At 45.9% G+C, this 18,564-nt stretch carries 13 protein-coding genes and 1 pseudogene; 4 read left to right on the forward strand and 10 right to left on the reverse strand.

The window, feature by feature from the left end; all coding sequences use genetic code 11:
- A partial coding sequence (locus tag QUA62_RS14255; protein ID WP_333404835.1) for a hypothetical protein occupies nt 1-198 on the forward strand: 198 nt, incomplete at its 5' end.
- A 24-nt stretch (nt 199-222) separates the two neighbouring features.
- Here QUA62_RS14255 and QUA62_RS14260 read toward each other — a convergent pair.
- The 4 genes from QUA62_RS14260 to QUA62_RS14275 all read right to left on the reverse strand — a co-directional run bounded on the left by QUA62_RS14260 (nt 223) and on the right by QUA62_RS14275 (nt 7,053).
- Nucleotides 223-1,953 carry a chemotaxis protein CheB gene (locus QUA62_RS14260; protein ID WP_333404837.1) on the reverse strand — a complete coding sequence of 577 codons (1,731 nt, stop codon included), beginning with the start codon at nt 1,951-1,953 and terminating at the stop codon, nt 223-225.
- 327 nt (nt 1,954-2,280) lie between these two features.
- Entirely contained in the window at nt 2,281-3,501 is a 1,221-nt protein-coding gene (locus tag QUA62_RS14265; protein WP_333404838.1) for an ABC transporter permease, read from the reverse strand.
- Nucleotides 3,502-3,673: 172 nt separating this feature from the next.
- Nucleotides 3,674-4,891 carry an ABC transporter permease gene (locus QUA62_RS14270; RefSeq protein ID WP_333404840.1) on the reverse strand — a complete coding sequence of 406 codons (1,218 nt, stop codon included), beginning with the start codon at nt 4,889-4,891 and terminating at the stop codon, nt 3,674-3,676.
- Nucleotides 4,892-5,184: 293 nt separating this feature from the next.
- Nucleotides 5,185-7,053 (reverse strand): efflux RND transporter periplasmic adaptor subunit, encoded by a 1,869-nt coding sequence (locus QUA62_RS14275; protein WP_333404842.1) that lies wholly within the window; start codon nt 7,051-7,053, stop codon nt 5,185-5,187.
- 572 nt (nt 7,054-7,625) lie between these two features.
- Here QUA62_RS14275 and QUA62_RS14280 point away from each other — a divergent pair.
- Nucleotides 7,626-8,036 (forward strand): hypothetical protein, encoded by a 411-nt coding sequence (locus tag QUA62_RS14280; protein WP_333404844.1) that lies wholly within the window; start codon nt 7,626-7,628, stop codon nt 8,034-8,036.
- A gap of 11 nt (nt 8,037-8,047) precedes the next feature.
- On the opposite strand, the gene QUA62_RS14285 is transcribed toward QUA62_RS14280, so the two are convergent.
- The 3 genes from QUA62_RS14285 to QUA62_RS14295 form a co-directional block, all read right to left on the reverse strand.
- Nucleotides 8,048-9,058, reverse strand: coding sequence for an ABC transporter permease (locus QUA62_RS14285; RefSeq protein WP_333404846.1), 1,011 nt, complete (start codon nt 9,056-9,058; stop codon nt 8,048-8,050).
- Nucleotides 9,059-9,293: 235 nt separating this feature from the next.
- Nucleotides 9,294-10,952, reverse strand: a complete 1,659-nt coding sequence (locus QUA62_RS14290; RefSeq protein WP_333404848.1) for an ABC transporter substrate-binding protein — start codon at nt 10,950-10,952, stop codon at nt 9,294-9,296.
- A 243-nt stretch (nt 10,953-11,195) separates the two neighbouring features.
- On the reverse strand, nt 11,196-11,849 hold the full coding sequence (locus tag QUA62_RS14295; RefSeq protein WP_333404850.1) for a hypothetical protein: 654 nt from the start codon (nt 11,847-11,849) through the stop codon (nt 11,196-11,198).
- 235 nt (nt 11,850-12,084) lie between these two features.
- On the opposite strand from QUA62_RS14295, the gene QUA62_RS14300 reads away from it, so the two are divergent.
- Both QUA62_RS14300 and QUA62_RS14305 read left to right on the forward strand, forming a co-directional pair.
- Nucleotides 12,085-14,565 carry an NACHT domain-containing NTPase gene (locus tag QUA62_RS14300; protein ID WP_333404852.1) on the forward strand — a complete coding sequence of 827 codons (2,481 nt, stop codon included), beginning with the start codon at nt 12,085-12,087 and terminating at the stop codon, nt 14,563-14,565.
- 121 nt (nt 14,566-14,686) lie between these two features.
- A pseudogene (locus tag QUA62_RS14305) lies at nt 14,687-14,990 on the forward strand (saccharopine dehydrogenase-like oxidoreductase); the annotation flags it as partial.
- Between the two features lie 359 nt (nt 14,991-15,349).
- Here the strand turns inward: QUA62_RS14305 and QUA62_RS14310 are convergent.
- The 3 genes from QUA62_RS14310 to QUA62_RS14320 all read right to left on the reverse strand — a co-directional run bounded on the left by QUA62_RS14310 (nt 15,350) and on the right by QUA62_RS14320 (nt 18,522).
- A complete protein-coding gene (locus QUA62_RS14310) occupies nt 15,350-15,964 on the reverse strand; it encodes a hypothetical protein (RefSeq protein WP_190660379.1) in 615 nt (204 codons plus the stop codon).
- A gap of 241 nt (nt 15,965-16,205) precedes the next feature.
- Nucleotides 16,206-17,333 carry a type II secretion system F family protein gene (locus tag QUA62_RS14315; RefSeq protein WP_333404854.1) on the reverse strand — a complete coding sequence of 376 codons (1,128 nt, stop codon included), beginning with the start codon at nt 17,331-17,333 and terminating at the stop codon, nt 16,206-16,208.
- Nucleotides 17,334-17,427: 94 nt separating this feature from the next.
- Nucleotides 17,428-18,522 (reverse strand): type IV pilus twitching motility protein PilT, encoded by a 1,095-nt coding sequence (locus QUA62_RS14320; protein WP_190660384.1) that lies wholly within the window; start codon nt 18,520-18,522, stop codon nt 17,428-17,430.
- Nucleotides 18,523-18,564: the final 42 nt, after the last annotated feature.

Raw genomic sequence — 18,564 nt, forward strand, 5'->3', positions numbered from 1 at the left:
CTCTGGTTGCCAGACCCACAACTCACGAGCCGTTGCCAGTCCGTACCCCATGTGACAGTTGGGGTGCGGAATGTGGGTTGTAAAACAGGCATCTTGCGGAACGGGCAAGATGCCCATTCCACAAGAAAATTGAGTTTTGTGGAACGGGCATCTTGCCCGTTCTTGAAAATGGTGAAAGATGTAAGCTCAAACCAATAATCTCGTAAACCCGCCCCGACTTTCCTAAGCCTTTAAGAAATTCTGGACAACATAGTTCCCCACATTTCTACCCGCACTCAAACCATCTACGTTAGCACTCATGAAATGAATGCCTCCGTAAATGCGACTCATGCCCGATTCATCGGCCGCTTCGCTGAAGTTTTCAAAGGTTCGCAAAGTGTTGACAGTCCTGTCTCCCCGATCTCCAAAGCCGTAATCCGAACCAAATACAGAACTCATAACAGGATCAGCAGCACCGCTAAAGGTGCTGTGGCCCGACGTGTACTCAGGGAACGGCGGAGTAGTTAGCAACGGAGTCCACAGGGGGTCGGCCGTCGTGTCGGGGTTGTTGTCCGTGTCAGCTTGGCGGATAGCTGTCACCGGGCGCCATAAATTGTACTGGTACTTGGCATCCCAGCAGCTAATAGCTGCATCGGCCAGAGCAATATTCAGCAGGGCGAACAAGCGGGCGCTATCTTCTAAGGATTGACCAGTGAGAGTCGCTGTTTCTTCGGCGATTTGGTTCCAGTGGCCCGGAGGCGTAAACGTCCCAGCGCCGTTGGCCCAGAATTTGGCGATGACTGTTTGGTCTGGGGTGCGCGTGAGGCTGTCACTTTTGCCGATTTCTTTGACGTAGTTAAGTTCTTCTGCGTACTTGGCGCTGTCAAGGGCGGGCGGGCCGGGCGGGCGGAACTGAGAACCGCTAGTCAGCGCAAAGGGAGTAACTTCTGCCCACTGTGGCGCCAGCGCGGCGGCAAGGGCGGGGGGAGTCGGCACCCAACTGCCAAGGTTGGTTGAGGGGGTGTACTCCACTACATTCGTGATGCCGTCTGTACTCCGCGAACTGATAATTTGGTCGGCAACTTGCTGTCCGAGGGCAATCCCGTCTTGTTTGGCTTTGCCGTCGGTAATTTTGGCTAAAGACGATGCGTATACTTCGTTGAATGTGGCTGCTTGCGCTGGGTAGACGCTGACTAAGACGCGGTGGGCGGCTGCGGCGGTGGCAGCTTCTGCTGATGTGCCTGCTGGTGGGTCTATTTCCACCAGGTAAGGGCTGTATTTTTTGCTGATGGAGTTAACAGCATCGTAAATGGCTGCGTGAACCATTGCCATGTTGCGGGAGGCGAGGGGAGGCGCGGTGCTGGCTGTCCGCACTGCATTCAGCATGACTCCGTTCCACTCAATGACAGGGTTTGCCGATAGCTGATTTGTGAATTGGTCGCGGTTGATTGTGGCGCTGTTGACTCCCGGCAAGACTGCTAAATACTCGCCCGTGAGTTTGTCTTGAATTACGGTGCTGTTGCTGTTGACTCCGGTGCCTTGCTGGATGTTTAAATCTTCAAAGGTGAGGCCGTCTACCAAGCGAATTTTGTCATTGCCGTTGCCGAAGTCGGCGATGTAGTCGGCTGTGGCTACAGTTGGGCCGCCGCTGCCTTTAGCAATGGCAAATATATCATCGCCTGTGCCGCCGCTCATGGTATCGCTGCCTGCGCCCGCGTAGATGATGTCGTTCCCGGAATCGCCACCAATTAGGTCGGTGCCTTTGCCTCCCCAGAGGATGTCATTGTCCGCACCGCCAAGAATCGTATCGTTGCCTGGGTCGCCGCAGATTTTGTCTTTGCCTGCATCGCCTTCGAGATAGTCGTCTCCGCTGTTGGCATAAATGATGTCGTTGCCATCCAAGGCGTTAAATCTGTCTGGTTCGGTAGTTCCTTGGAAATAGTCAAAGTTAGGAGTTGGGGGGAGGGATGCCATGTTTATTTATTGGATATTTTGATTAAATCGCAAAGCTTTCGTAAACTCTATAGATGCTTAAGTGTGTTTACCCCTAGTTTAATATTATTAAACTTTCTGGCGCGGAAGTAAACACCACAACCCCGCTTTATTGAATCTTTAATATTTAATGGGCTTTTTATGAAGCTTTGCAATCTAAATGTGCGTAAAAATACAGTCCTTAAAACTGCCTCCCATACTGCAACTTAGTTGAAATTTTACAAAAAAACATTTTTTTTAAATTTAGAGCAATATAATTTTTACCTTCATAAAAGGTGGGGATTGTGTAACTGAGTAAGTATATATTGATTAAGCACTTCTCAAGGCTGCGATCGGGTCTAGTTTGGCGGCTTGGCGGGCGGGGACAACGCCGAAAAAGAGGCCAACTGCACCGGATACACTGACAGCAAGGACGATCGCCACGGGCGAAATACCAGCTTGCAAGGGCGTGAAATTACCTACAAGCAAGATACCGCCGACACCTACGCAAGTACCGACTATCCCTCCGGCAGCCGACAAAATTACAGCTTCGACAATAAATTGAAACAAGATATCTTGTTGGGATGCGCCGATCGCCTTTCTGAGCCCGATTTCCTGAGTGCGTTCGCTCACCGACACAAGCATAATGTTCATAATCCCAATTCCGCCGACTACTAGGGAAATGCTGGCAACAGCAGTTAACATCAGAGTCAAAGCGCCGGAAATTGCCCCCATTCTTGCCATTAAATCTTTCTGGTTTCTGACACTAAAATCATCTTCGGTAGTAATTTTGTGCCGCAATCTCAGCAGGTTTTCCACCTGAAATTGCGCCGCGTCCATTTGCGATTCATCTTTAATCGAAATAAATATCGACGTGACAGCCAAACCGTAGGGAGATGTGCGCCCGACTATGCGATTGGCCATTGTGGCGATCGGCACAGCGGCGGAATTGTCAAAATTCGTGCCAAAAGATGTGCCTTTGGGCGCCAATACTCCAATTACTTTGAGGCTGACATTTTGGATACGAACCTGTTCGCCCAAGGGATTTGTATTGCCAAAAAGTTTCTCCGCTAATTCTGAACCGAGAACCACAACTTGGTTACTTTGCTTAACATCAAGTTCGGTCAAAAACCGGCCTTTTGCCAATTCAAAGCTTCTGACTTCTAGAAATTCTGGAATCGTGCCAAAAATTAGAGCCGAAACATTTTTGTTGCTGTAGCGAACTATTTCGGAACTGTTAAGTTCCGCTGACACGCCTTGAACGGAGGGGACTTGAGTTGCGATCGCCTTTGCATCTGGCAGTACGAGAGTTTGAGGCACATTTGTGAGAGAACTTCGCCTCGCGTTGGGAACTCCAGGCCTCACGATTAATACATTTGTACCCAGCGATTGAACTTGTCCTGCTACAAATTTTTGAGCTCCTTCTCCAATTCCAATCATGGCAATTACTGAGGCGTTGCCGACAATCATGCCGATCATTGTTAAACTGCTGCGAGTTTTGTTTGCTAGCAGTGTTTGACCTGCCATTTTGACGCTTTCAATAAAATTCATATTTTCTTTAAATGAACAAGAAGAAACAAGAAAGACAACCCTATGTCATGGTTTGCTGTGCGTCAAAATCCCAGGGCATTGGGATTGCGACCCACAGCAAACCATCACACACTTAATAATGAATTACTACAGTCAACAGTCAACAGTCAACAGCCAAAAGTAAACAAACTCATTAAGCACTTCTCAATGCCACAATCGGGTCTAATTTAGCAGCTTGTTTTGCGGGTACAATCCCGAAGAATAAGCCGATGCTGCCGGAAACACCGACTGCAAGTGCGATCGCCACAGGGGAAACGCTAGCTTGCAGGGGAGTAAAAGCAGCTACTAAAAGCACGCCGCCGATACCGAATCCAGTGCCGATCGCCCCGCCTGCTGCTGACAAAATCACAGACTCGATCATAAACTGAATTAAGATATCTTGCTGAGAAGCTCCGATCGCCTTTCTCAGCCCAATTTCCTTCGTGCGTTCGGTAACAGAAACCAGCATGATATTCATAATCCCGATGCCGCCGACAAACAGCGAAATTGCCGCCACGAAAGCCAACATCAACGTCAAACCACCCGTAATGTTGCCCAAAGTTTTCATTAACTCTTTCTGATTTCGGACCGTAAAATCATCTTCTTTAGTGATTTTATGACGCAATCTGAGCAGATTTTCTATTTGAAATTGGGCCGCTTGCATCATACTTTCATCTTTGATCGCAACCGAAATAAATGTTACTTTTGTACCGTAGGGAGACGAGCGACCTACGATCCGGTTGGCCATTGTTGTCAGCGGCAAATAAACGTTCATATCTTGATTGTCGCCAAAACTTGAACCTTTCGCCTGCATGACTCCAATCACTTGAAAGCTAGAATTTTTGATGCGAATGTATTGACCAACTGGCTGTGTATTGCCAAACAATTGTTCTGCTGCTTCCGATCCTAAAGCAACCACATTTTCTTGTCTTTCTAAATCTAATTTGCTTAAAAATCGACCTTGACCGACATCAAAGCTTCTGACTGTCAGAAATTCTGGGGTAGTTCCGACAATGGAAGATGAAACGTTTTTATTGCGGTAAGTAACGAGTTGACTATCATTGAGAGTTGGTGCGACTTCTTGGACAGAAGGAACTTGAGATGCGATCGCCTCTGCATCTTCCACTACTAAAGTCTGTGGCGGAATCACCGGCCGGCTTTGGGCTTCAGGACTTCCGGGAATAATAAATAGCAAGTTTGAACCCAGAGAGTTAACTTGTCCCTCGATAAATGTTTGAGCTCCTTCCCCGATACCGATCATCGAAATGACCGAAGCATTGCCTATGATAATTCCTAACATCGTCAAGGTGCTGCGAAGCTTGTTTGCCATCAAAGTTGTGACGGCCATTTTGACGCTTTCAACAATATCCATAATTCGATTTTAGATTTTGGATTTTAGGTTTTAGATTAGGGAATTGGGATTATTAGTGTCAACTTAATATTTAAACCCATAATAAATCTCGCTTGTAGTCGAGTTTCGAGTCCCCTAAATCCCCCTAAAAGGGGGACTTTATAGTCTTGTCCCCACCTTGTTAAGAGAGAGGGACTTTGACTGCTTTTGTCCCCCCCTGAAGAAGGGGGTTAGGGGGGAGCTCGGGGTTGGAGAACACCCTAGAGCGATCGAGATAAATAATGGCCCATGCCCTATGCCCGCTTCCCCATTCCCTATTTCTGATTCTTGATAATATCCTCTAATTTTTTACCTTGAGGAAGTTCGGTAAAAACGCGATCGCCCGCTTTTGCACCCTCTAAAATCTGAATCTTGTTGCCAATAGTCGAGCCAACCGTAACAGGCTTAAACTTCGGCTGTTGTTTCTCATCGGGAACTAGCACACCCGTTTGACCTTTATTAGTCACAATTGCCACCGTCGGCACAACTAAAGCATTGCTCAGCTTTTGACCGACAAATCTCAAATCTACATTCATCCCCGATTGCAGCGACTCTTTGCCCGTATCAATGGCAACTCGAACTTGAAATAGGGTCACATCCCGTTCCTTAACAGCTTCCGGCGCAATTAATTTAACGCGACCTTTAAACACTTTATCTGGATAAGCATCAGCCACTATTTCAACTTCTTGGCCCGGTTTAATTTGACTGATATCAGCCTCCGGGACTTTGGCCAAAACTTCCACATCTCTAGCCAAAGCGACAATCGATGTGGAAGTTGCCGAAGTAGCTTCCGATGCCGAAGTTGCCGGAGTTACAAAAGCTCCTTGGATGGCATATCTTTGGGTAATAACTCCAGCAAAAGGAGCGCGAACTTTCGTATCTTCTAACTGCACTTCTTGAAAGCGAACTTGCGCTTGAGCTTCGGCTAATTCAGCTTGAGCTTGAGCTATTTCTTCCGGGCGTGAACCGTTTTCTTGTGCGGCCAATTGGCTTTTTGCTTCAGCAACTGCTGCTTCGGCTTTGGCGATTTCTTCTGGACGGTTGCCGTTTTCTACTTGCGCTAATTTGCTTTTTGCTTCGGCAACTTCTGCTTCGGCTTGAGCAATTTCTTCGGATCGCGTGCCGTTTTGCAATTGGTTCAATGCTTGCTGCTCGACTTGCACAGCAGCTTGGAGTTGCTGAATTTGCGACTCCCGACTTTCTTGCAGTTGTTGCAGGCGTCTTTGAGATTCTATTAATTTAGCTTGGGCTGTACGATTTTCTTTAATTAATTCATCCAGTTTATCTTTAGCCAGAGCACCTTCTTCCACTAAGGGTCGATTGCGTTCTACCCGTTGAGCGGTTAGTTCGGCTTGGGCTTTACTCGAGTCAATTTGCGTTTGTGCTTGGGCAATTTCTTGTTTGACACTGCCGGTTTGAGCATCTGCTAAACGAGCTTGAGCTTGGGCTAAACGAGCTCGCGCTTGGCTGACTTCTTCAACGCGGCTGCCAGCTCGCAGTCGTTGCAAACCTGCTTGAGTTTGCTGCAAGCGAGCTCTGGCTCCTGCAACTTCTTCAACGCGGCTGCCCGCTTGGACTTGCGCGAGACTGGCCTCGGCTTGGTCTAAGCGCGCTCGGGCGCTGGCGATGTCTTCCGATCTATTTCCTGCTTCGATTTTGGCCAATTTAGCTCGTACGCTGGCTTCGCGGGCTTTAGCTTGAGCTAGTTGAGCTTCTACATCGCGGCTTTCCATGCGAGCCACGATTTGTCCTGCTTCGACTTTATCGCCTTGTTCGACAAACAATTCTGCGATCCTGCCGGAACCTTTGGGGCTGAGATTCACGCGCTGTACGGGCTGCACTGTGCCGCTCGACGTGATCCGTACCGTGAGGTTTTGCGCTTCCACCGGCACTGTCATAGTGGCGATCGCATCTACTTTCGGCTGCGATCGACTTTTTGCTATATATATTGTGGTCGGTACAGCTAGCAACCCGGCTGCAACCAACCCAATCGCCCACCGCTGCGGTTTGCGCGCGGGTTTCTTCGGAGACTGCTTTTGGGCGGTTTTGTTATCTGCAATTTTAGTCTCTGCGGTCTTGGTGTCTACAGTCTGAGTATCTTCCACCTTGACCTGAGCAGTTTCCTTTTTAGGGCTAACGATCATACCGACTCACCTAATTTAATCTCAGGATTACCTTTAAAGGTAAAATTTTTGCTGATGCTTGGCATCGTCTTTCAGACTCATCCGATCGGGTGATTTTTAAAAAGTTCCCCAACCAGCACCTGTAAACAATTATAGCTAATCGTTGCAAGTTATTAAATAATGTTAAGTTTTTTCAGCCTAAAGAGGTGGGTTCAAACAAAATCGCTCCCGGCTGCTGCCAAAGTCAAATATATTTGAGTAAAAAATATTATTTTAGGGGTCTAAGAGCGTGTTCCTCACCAGCAATCGCAGGGGGATATGACACCGCGCGATCGACCGTCACTAGGTAATTGGGGACTCCTGTTAGCGATCGCAGCGGGAGCTGCCAGTGCGAATCTCGCAACGACACAATATTAAGATGCTTACTCTCATAAACCCGGTTTCTGCGAAAAATAACAGGTTTGTCCGCGAAAAATCCGCGCAGAAACTCGGTTTCACAGGTAGCGGTACCTCAATCCTGAATACATATCCGCCCGGTGTCCACAACAGGTTAAAATATTTTTCAAATTCGTTAAAAATGGAAAATCAAAATAATGAATCGTCCTCAAAGCGTTACAGTTCTGGCAATCTTGCAGCTAATTAGTGGCGTATTCAGCCTCCTTGACGGCTTGTTCATCTTACTTTTTGCAGGCATTTTTGGCGGTCGGGGTGCGGCTTTCGGCGGGGCAAAAATTGGGGCTGTAATCGGGGGCTTCATTGGAATTTTTGCTGCGATCAGTTTTATTTTAGGTCTCCTCTCCTTACTCTTAACTTGGGGTTTGTTTCAACTCAAAAATTGGGCTTGGACGGGAACGTTAATTGTCCACATCCTCGCCACCCTCGCGCAAATTGTCAAAATGTTTGGCAGCGGCGGTACAGCAGTCAATTTTTTAACTCTGGGTTTTGCAGTGGCTAGCATTTACTACCTGCAGCAGCCGGATGTTAAACAAGCATTTCGTGTCTGATTTCCTTTTCATTAACGGTAGTGAATTCTCGGATCGAAAAAAGCATAGGAAATATCAACCGCCAGATTAATCAGTACAAAAGTCACAGCCACCAAAATTACTCCTCCTTGGACAATTGGGTAATCCCGCGTCAGAATACCCGTATAAATCCAAGAACCAATTCCCGGCCACGAGAAAATCGTTTCCGTCAGAATAGCGCCGCCTAAAAGAGTGCCGAACTGCAAACCGATAGTTGTGACGATGGGCAAAAAGGCATTTTTCAAAGCGTGTTTCAAAATCACCCAATATTCCGGTAATCCCTTAGCCCTTGCAGTGCGGATGTAATCTTGAGAAAGCACTTCCAGCATCGCAGAACGAGTGATGCGAGCTATAATAGCCAGAGGAATAGTTCCTAAAGTCAAAGCTGGAAGGATTAAATGGGCGATCGCATCCCGCAAAGCCGCCAAATCCCACCTCAGCAAGGCATCCAAAACATAAACACCCGTAATCGACTTAAAACTAAACCCCAAATCTATACTAATCCGCCCGCTAGGAGGCAGCCATTTAAGATAAACAGCAAACAAATAAATCAACATCAATCCCAACCAATACACCGGTAAAGATACGCCAATTAACGAAGCGCTCATCGCGAGATTGTCCAGCCAGCTATTTTTCCGAACAGCAGCAAAAATCCCCGCCGGAATACCGATAAAAAGTGCCACCAACATCGCCACCACAGAGAGTTCAAAAGTAGCAGGCCAGCGACTTCTAATTTCATCAATTATCGGAATACCGCTAATAATGCTATTTCCCAAATCAAAGCGCAGCAAACTCCATAAAAACGCCAAATATTGCAAAGGCAAAGGCTGATTCAAACCTAATCTCGCTCTCAAAATTTCCACCTGTTCGGGAGTTCCCCGTTCTCCCAAAAGCACTGTAGCTGGGTCTCCCGGTATCAAATGCAAAAATATAAATACTAGCAGAGTGATTCCGAAAAGGACTGGCAATAGTCCCAGCAAACGTTTAACAATATATTGAAACATGGCTTTATTTTAGCTTGTAGGGTGCGTCAGCTTGAAGACTTGTTAATTTTCCGAAGTTTTAGTGTGCTGACGCACCCTACGATTGTGCTTAAAATCCGATAAAACTATTTGTCATTGCGAGAGTGTTAGCTTTCGCGATCCGAAGGAAAGCAATTGCAAAGCTTTAAGCAAAATCAGATCGCAATGAGAAGAAGTATAATGTAGGGTGCTTAGAAACGCAGATTCTCCCCGATTTTCAAGACTTACTAAGATCCTCAAAAGACTCCGACCCCAAAGGACTCGGAATCCAACCTTGAATATTCTTGCGTTTCCCTAAAAGTGGCTGCGAATGTACGATCGGCAAACGCACAGCCTCCCCATGCAAAATCTCGCTAACTTCCGCATAAATTTTCGCCCTAGCTGCTTTATCCCCACTCGCCCTCCCCCGATCCAAAAGTTCCAGAACTTTCGGATTTTTCCAATTTCCCAAATCCGCCGTCGAACCCGGCCCGAAGTGAGGATAATAAAAATTGTCTGGATCGCCATAATCTCCTGTCCAACCCATCATAAAAGCTTGAAAGCCGGGAGATTTGAGGCGATCGGCTAAATAAGCAGACCAATCCTTTGTCAGCAATTTGACCCGAATCCCGATCGCGCTCAAATCCGCCGCAAAAGCCTCAGCAATCGGCTTCGGCGTGGGAAAATAGGGACGGCTTACGGGCATATACCACAAATCCAAATCAAAACCGTTCGGATAACCGGCTTTCGCGAGCATTGCTTTAGCTTGCTGCGGGTTAAATTCATAATCTTTAACTTTATCTGACGCGGCCCAATTCAGCGCAGGCGGGATAAATTGCGAATCATGTTTTCCGAGTTCTCCCCAGAAAGCTTTGACTATTGCTGGCTTGTTAATTGTTTGGGCGATCGCCCGCCTGACTTCCGGTTTTGACAAAGGTTCGTAACTCGGATTTAGCCCTAAATAACCGACATTAAAAGAAGGTCGCACAACAGCTTCTAAATTAGGATCTGCTTGAACCTCTTTCAGTTGCTCCGGCGTTAAATCCACAGTAAAATCAAGTTGTCCTGCTCGCAACTGAGCGAGTCTCGCCGCCGGGTCGTCAACAAAGCGAAATACCAATTGATTGACTTTTGGCGTGCCAGTTTTCCAATAATTCGGATTTTTCTCCAAAACAATGCGATCGCCCGATCGCCATTCCTTAAACACAAAAGGCCCCGTACCCACCGCCAGCGACCCCGGAGTGCCGTACTTAGCACCCGCTTTTTTCACCGCCGCCGGACTCGCCATCCCAAAATAAGCGGACCCTATCGCCGACGGAAAAGCAGCAAAAGGTCGATTCAAAACAAATTTAATTGTAGACTTATCAACAACTGCCACATCTTTTACTAAAGAATCTTTTTCTCCCTTAAACCCGCCAAAAAAATCTTTCCAAATCGGATAATTCTTGCCCGCTTCTCGAAAACCGTTAGGATTTTTGGCATCCCACCACCGCTCTACATTAAACTTAACAGCTTCCGCATCAAAATCCGTGCCGTCGTGAAACTTTACCCCGGAACGCAACTTAAAATTCCAAGTTTTACCATCCTTAGAACTTGACCATTCAGTAGCCAGACTCGGTTCAAGTTCCACAGTTCCCGGTTTGAAATCAGTCAAGCGATTGTAAATTTGGTCGATAACAACCACCGAATTGCCATCAGTAATATTTCCCGGTTCCAGATTGACCGGCGGCCCGCCCGCACCGTAAACTAAAGCCCCAGCCGGAACCGCAGCAGGAGTTGTCGGAGTTGGAGAATTATTGCTAACCGTGTTTGAGGGCGTGCCGCAATTTGATAAAATTACAGCCATCCCAAAAAATAAACCTAATAAAACCAAACGCCATAATTTTAACAATTTCATCTCAATAGCTCCCCTTCACTAGCAAACTGCACTCATGTAATAATAAAATGGTAATTCTCCCCGGCTCTTCCCTCTGCGAACTCTGCGCTCTCTGCGGTTAATTTTATAAATTCTATCAGGACTTACGCAACTGTCACAAGCACTCGCGTCTCAGCCACACCATCCGCCCAAAAACCCGACCCTAAACATAGTTAGGGATAGAACTGGCTAACTCCAGTTCTATCCTAACTATTTCTGAACCTATCAAGCAGCTTTTTCTCCAAAAAACTTTAGCCGTTTCAACCACTTCTGCCAGTATTCCAGCAATTGTTCGCGTTCCAACACAAATATTTCCGCATCTTCATCGGGAAGAGCCACAACAATCAAAGCATTAACAATTTTATTACCAAACAGAGTCTCACCATAGCATCGATTAATTGCCGCACCATAAGCAACTAACTGTAAAGGCTTGTCGTAGAGTTTTTCTACTCGCAGTTTAGGTTCTTCAGCAGTCGTCCACTCAATAGTGCATGGAACACCTTGATAACGGGCAACTAAATCAACTTTCCCGGCGTATCCTTCCACATAATTTGGTACAACTGTCTCCACCAACTGGATATCGCTAAGTTTCTCCAGTACAGGCTGAACGCTATAACAATAGGGCTGAATTAGGCTGGAAGCAGTGGGAGATAACCCTTGCAAATAATCCTTAACCCACTGATGCAATAGTTCTCCCCGGCGACGGCTGGTTACAGCAATGCGACTTGCTTCTGTGTTTCCTACTTTATTGCGCCAATTAGAAAGAGCAGCTACAGACTCAATCGGCTGTGTAGCCTTAAGTATCGTGGTAACTGCTGGTAGCAGAATGCCATTTTCATCTTGGTAGTCAAACCGTCCATTAGCCCTAATTTTTTTCATGATAAGAATCTCCCAAAAATTGCTAAATTCAATTTCGCAATTTAGCTTTGGAGATATCTCTCACGTTGAGGCTGACTTAGACTGACTTAGGCTGACATATCTACAATCTTCAGTTTCAGCCTGCTATTGAATAGCATTTTTGCTCCAGAATAAGTAATATAAGAGCAGCCCTAACTGTGATTTAAGGGTAAATGAATCTACTGGACTCGCTTTCAGGTAATAGAGAGGTTAGTCAATGACGCTGCCGCGTGACTTTTTAATGGAGATAGGTGGTAACTATGATCTTTCGCCAGAGCAAAAGGATGCTTTTGTAATCTGGTTTAGCAGTAACAAGACCGAGTTGGAGATAGCAACAGAACTCCATATCACCAACAGTGCGCTTACCACTCGCATGAGCCACGTTTACAAAAAGTTCAGTATCAACGGTAAAGGCCCAGGTAAATATGGTCGCTTGCTCAATTTTCTGACGGCTGAATATCGTAAATTTAAGGCTTCTGACTCTCCAACTTCTAATCTGTCAGAGGATGAGTTAAATGAGTTGGTGCAAGAGGTGCGCCAGAATTGCCGCGAGATGATTCAAGACCAATGCGGTACAATGCGATCGCTCACCATGTCGCAACCCATTGACGTAAGTGACCTCTACACCAACGTCAATATTCTGGAAAAAATTACCAGTCATCGGCGGCGCGAAATAGATGAACTGTTGCAAGACTGTAACCCGGAAAACTTCGAGCGCTTCGGACTTGGCAGAGTAACTGATAAAGGAAGACCAGGACTAGAAGCGGTTGAGAAATACTCAAAATTAATGGTGTTGGGTAAGCCCGGTTCAGGAAAAACTACATTTTTGAAGCATTTAGCAATCCAGTGCGAGCGAGGTAAATTCCAAGCTCATCGCGTTCCTATTTTTATCACGCTCAAGCAGTTTGCAGAAACAGAAGGAAAACCGAGCTTACTGGAATACATCACCCAGATGTTTTCTGATTGTGATGTTTCTGCTGACCAAATAGCTGTCCTTTTTAAGCACGGTAGGACACTGGTTTTACTCGATGGTTTAGATGAAGTAAAAGATGAGGATAACAACCGTGTTATCAAGCAAGTTCGCGATTTTTCTGACAAGTTTCGCACGAATCACTTTGTAATAACTTGCCGGATTGCAGCAAAAGATTATACTTTTGAGAAGTTTACAGAGGTTGAAGTCGCAGATTTTGATGACAAGCAGATAGCCACCTTTGCCCAGAAATGGTTTCAGAGTAAAGGACCTGCCAAAGCCGAAGAATTTATTGAACAGCTTACGGAAAATGACCGGATTCGACAACTGGCAACAAATCCGTTACTGCTAACGCTGTTATGTTTGGTGTTTGAAGAACCGGTCCAATTCCCTGTTAATCGTTCGGAACTTTATGAAGAAGCAATAGACATTCTGCTGAGCCGATGGGATAAAACGCGAAACATAGAGCGAGATCAGGTATATAAAAATCTCTCATTGCAGCGTAAGAAAGATTTACTTAGTCAAATTGCTTTAACGACGTTTGAGCGGGGGGACTATTTATTTAAACAGAAACAACTAGAACAGTACATTTCTGATTACATCCGCAATCTACCTGATGCTCATAACCCTCCAGAAGTTTTACAACTGGATAGTGGGGCAGTTTTGAAGTCCATTGAAGCGCAGCATGGGTTATTAATTGAACGGGTTCAAAAAATCTACTCTTTTCCTTACTTGAGTTTTCAAGAGTATTTCACAGCTAGAGGAATTGTTAATAGTAATGGCATAAATGCTGTGGAAATGTTGGCAACTCATATCACCGATAAACGCTGGCACGAAGTTTTTTTACTAGCGGCTGATATGTTGCAGCCTACTGATGATCTGCTGTGGTTAATGAAGGGAAAAATTGATCTTATCATAACCTCAGATGAAAAATTGCAGCAGTTCTTGGCTTGGGTTAATCAAAAATCTCTTGAGATTCAAATTCCTGATAACTTAATGACTAAACTATTTTACTTTTATATTGACCTGCTAGACTTTTATATTGACCTGCTATCTGGCAATAACTTTACATTTTACGAGATGTTAGGCGAGCAAAATCTTTCGCTTGAATACGATCTCTACCTTTACCTTATTCTTAAAAATGCCCTTACTCTTACGCGAGTGTTTAGCCGCACTATTAACTTTTACCTTGAATGGGATGAAGTCGATGGCATTGCTCAGAGTTTCAACTTTTACTTTGATCGAGTTTTGACAATTCAGCTTAATTCGGAACTAACCCAATGGCTTCGTCAACTCCAAGAACAGCTTCCCGATGGAGATGATTGTTCAGAAACTTATTATAAAGAATGGTGGCAATCTGACGGGGAATATTGGACTGAAGAATTAAGAGCAGCCATGATTATTAACCGCAATATCGGTTACTATTGGCCGTTAACTGATAGCCAGGAGGAATTAATAAAGCAATACTACGATGCAACGAGCTTGCTGCTCAGTTGTATGGATAATTATCCTGACCAGACAAAGAAGCAAATTGAGGAGAGCCTATTGCGTTCTCCTGCCGAGTTTAAGGTAGGGATATATTTACTTCCGAGTAAATTATTACAGTTGTCTAATCATAGGGGTGGATTACAATATGCTTTAAAAAAAGTAATAAAGTTTGGTACAGATATTCCTCCCGATCATTGTGTACAGCTTAATTTACTAGAGTTGTTGAGTTGGGACTGTTAAGCTCTTGACGCTCGCCCTCACTCTGAGAACAGAATCTAAATATATTTCTCACTTGTCCCCTATTGACCGAGAATAAAAAATTGTCCGCTCTCCAGAAAGCCCCGTGAATGAGGTACCAAAAGCCCAAACTATGACTGATGCAGAAGTGGAAGCACTGTTAGATAGCACCGGCGGTTTATTGAAGCTAGAAAATATGGAACACGCCGATGATATCATGTTGGAATTGGCGGGGAATTGCGATCGCGATCGAGTCACACTCGGCGGCGTCGTCCATACCCGCAACTCCAAAAAACCCCTGAGCACCAACGTCCAAATTACCGATCGCACATTCATTCGAGGGCCAAATCTCAACTCACACCTTTACTTTAGGCTACCCAACCAGCATGAAAGCCAACGTTTGCGGCCCAGCTAGAGGGGTCATGCGATTTTAGATTTTAGATTTTAGATTTACTCCATGAATTTGGGAGCTTGAACAAGAGTCTAAAATTTTAATCTCTCCACCATGTCGGGGGCTTGTCTCCGTTTTTGGGCGGGTCACAAATGACAAAGCGATCGATTAATTCGATTCTTTGAAATGTGATCTACCTGTGGAGCATAAACATTCCTTTTCCCACCAAAAATATCTTTGAATATCTGCATATAACAACCCGATTCGGGATTCGCAAACATCAATATTTCTCTCTTTTCTCTTTCTCTGCGCCAAGAGCGCCCTCTACGGTTCGTTGAAAAAAATCTACTTTACATCAAGCAATAGGATGGCTATATGCGATCGCACCCACCCACCCTACAAATCAAAACTCTCTTCACCAATACTTCCCAGTTCCCCGCTACCCAGAAACTCTTCCTCCTCTACTTCCTCAATCTCAGAGTCGAAACTTTCCACCACAAACGGCAAACCAGCAGCCATCAAACCCCGTTGAATCAGTTCCGGCGTTTCGTCAAACAAAACAAATAGCGGATGAACAGCCTCAGCTTCATCGCTGTAAATATGGCTGTAGCGGTACGGCATCACCCATTCGTAACCTTTATCCAGCCAAACCTGAGACTGTCGCCAGCGGCCGAGCAACTCAGAAAACTCTTCGCCCGGACGATGAATGAAAATCAAAATTTCCACTCCAATCTTAACTTTCCATTCAGGATCGCACATCAAAATCGCCAAGTCGCAGGGCAAACAAACCGCCTGTCCTGGCGATATGCTAGTCCCCCCCCTTCCCGCATATGAAACCCCGTCCCGCAAGCGCGCAATTGGCAAAGGAATGGTAATTAAACTATCATGGGCGCGGCGGATACTCGGAATCATTTCCATGTAAACCCGATATTTTTTCAGCAGGGCGATCGCGGCGGAAGATTCGCTGTACTCTGCTAGTAAAGCCTCGTAATGTGATTGTTTAACAGACATTTTCAAACAAAAGAATAAGTAATTACTAATTGCTGCTAATTCCTGAGCGATCGCTTCTCGTTACCACGAAGACCCTGGTAATTAAGATTTGGAGGCTGATCCTTCAAATTCTTTTCTCCTTTAAATCGAGGCTGTGCCTCCTCCAAAGGCATTCCCAGGCTCTGCCTGGGAACGATTGGAATAGTCATTGGTCATGCGTTAATTGCTACTAACTAATAACTAATAACTAATTACCCCTTTTTTACAGCTTCTGGAACACTGCGAACATCGGCAGATACATCGATAGCAAAATCGAACCTACGATACCACCGACGACCACAATCATCAGAGGTTCTAGCATACTCGTAAGTCCTTTTACTGCTTCTTCCACTTCCGTTTCGTAGAAAGCGCCCACTTTCATCAGCATCTTGTCAAGTTCCCCTGTCTCCTCGCCAATCGCCATCATTTGGATGGCCAAAGACGGAAAAACAGCTTGTTCTTGCAAAGCAATACTGATCATGCCGCCGCTTTGAATTTCCTGTCTCGCATATTCGATCGCATTAGATATCGCCTGATTCCCCGCCACATCTCGCACAATTTCCAAAGAATTGAGAATCGGCACGCCCGATCGCGTCAGCGACCCAAATATTACGCAAAAACGAGCTACCGCCGATTTTTCGATCAAATCTCCAAAAATTGGCAACTTCATCGCAATCCTATCAATTTGTAGGTGGCCCATTGGAGTTTTATAGTACATATCAAATGCAATTTTGAGCGCTATAATTACCCCAATAACTGTCACCTGTTGGATCGGAGGCCAAGCGGTACAAAATGCACTAATTCCCAACATGATCAGCGTAAAAGTTGGCAAATCTGCACCAATATCCTTAAAGATTTTAGCGAAAGTTGGCAGCAAGAATATGGTCATTGCGAAAAAAATCACGATCGCAATAAAGAACACAGTCTTCGGATAAGACATTGCCGAATTAATTTCAGCCTCCGTCTTGTGATTTTTTTCCATCATCACGGCCAGACGGTCTAGGGTTTCATCTAGCACCCCCCCGACTTCTCCCGCCGCCACCATACTGATAAACAGTTGGTCAAAAACATCAGGAAACTTAGCCATCGCCTCTGCCAAGTTTATCCCCTCCTGCACGTCAGCATTCATGCTCCTGAGTGCTCGCTTCAGTTTAGCATTAGAACACTGCTCGTGCAGCACAGAAAGGCATCTCACGATCGCCACCCCTGCATTAAACATAGCCGCAAACTGACGAGCAAAAATAGCCATATCCTTAACAGTAAGACTGGTAAGGTTATACTCAATTTGCTCCTGAATTTTACTGAAATCAAAGCCACCTTTCGGTTTTTGGCGGATAACGTTGGTAGCCACAGCTCACCTCTGAAAATTTATTAAAATTTATGACTCATCAGTCATCAGTAATTAATTCAGTTGGCAGACTCCTGACTAATGACTGCCGACTAAATTAATGAGCTCCTACCTTGGCGCCAACAGGTGCAGGGCCGATCAAGCGTTCGAGTTCGTCAGCCTTAGAAGCCTTGGCCATTGCCGATTCCCAAGTGACTTTACCGCTCTTGTAAAGTTCAGCGAGGGCCATTTCCATCGTCCTCATGCCCAATTTTGCCCCCATTTGGATTTGGGAGTAAATCATTGGAGTTTTGCCCTCCCGGATCAAGTTCGCCATAGCTGGAGTATTCACCATGATTTCCATAGCGCAGCAGCGGCCGCCCCCAACTTTTATTACCAAATTTTGGCTGCAAATTCCCACCAAAGAGTTAGACACCTGGGCGCGAACCTGGGGTTGTTGAATGGGCGGGAACACGTCCAAAATCCGATCGATCGTTGCAGCCGCCGAATTAGTGTGCAGCGTTCCCATCACCATGTGACCCGTTTCTGCCGCCGAAATTGCCAGACCGATCGTTTCCAAGTCCCGCATTTCCCCCACCAGAATTACATCAGGATCTTCGCGCAAAGCTGCTTTCAGCGCATTAGCAAAGCTCTTAGTATCTTCGCCCTTTTGGCGCTGGTGAAACAAACTCTTGATATTAGGAAACACATATTCGATGGGATCTTCAACTGTGAGAATGTGTTCCGCCCGCGTCCGGTTGACCAGATCCAACAAAGCCGCCATCGTAGTAGTCTTCCCGGAACCCGTTTGTCCCGTCACCAACAGCATACCCCTGGGTCTTTCCGTCAGATCCCGCAAAATTTGTGGCACGCCTAAAGCATCTGCATTAGGAATCTTAGAAGCCAGAGCCCGCATACAAGCAGCCCAAGCACCCCGCTCCCGGTAGACATTGACGCGGAACCGAGCCAATCCCCGAACCCCGTAAGCGCAGTCGAGTTCCCACTCCATTTCCAACTGCTTGCGCTGCATATTGTTGAGCATTTGGAAAATTAGGATCTGCACTTCCTCAGCAGACAGAATGTCGCCGTATTGCGTCTGAGGAGTTAGTTTACCGCTGACTCGGAAGAATATAGGCGCGCCCGCTTGGATGTGTATGTCCGAACCCCCTTGCTCTACCAGGGACTCCAGTACGTCTTCAATCATCAGACCCATAGATACCTCTCCTCGATCAAATTTATAGTTATTGACCAATCT

Origin of the sequence: Microcoleus sp. MON1_C1, from assembly GCF_036701945.1 — a bacterium.
In the GTDB taxonomy this organism is placed as follows: Bacteria; Cyanobacteriota; Cyanobacteriia; order Cyanobacteriales; family Microcoleaceae; genus Microcoleus.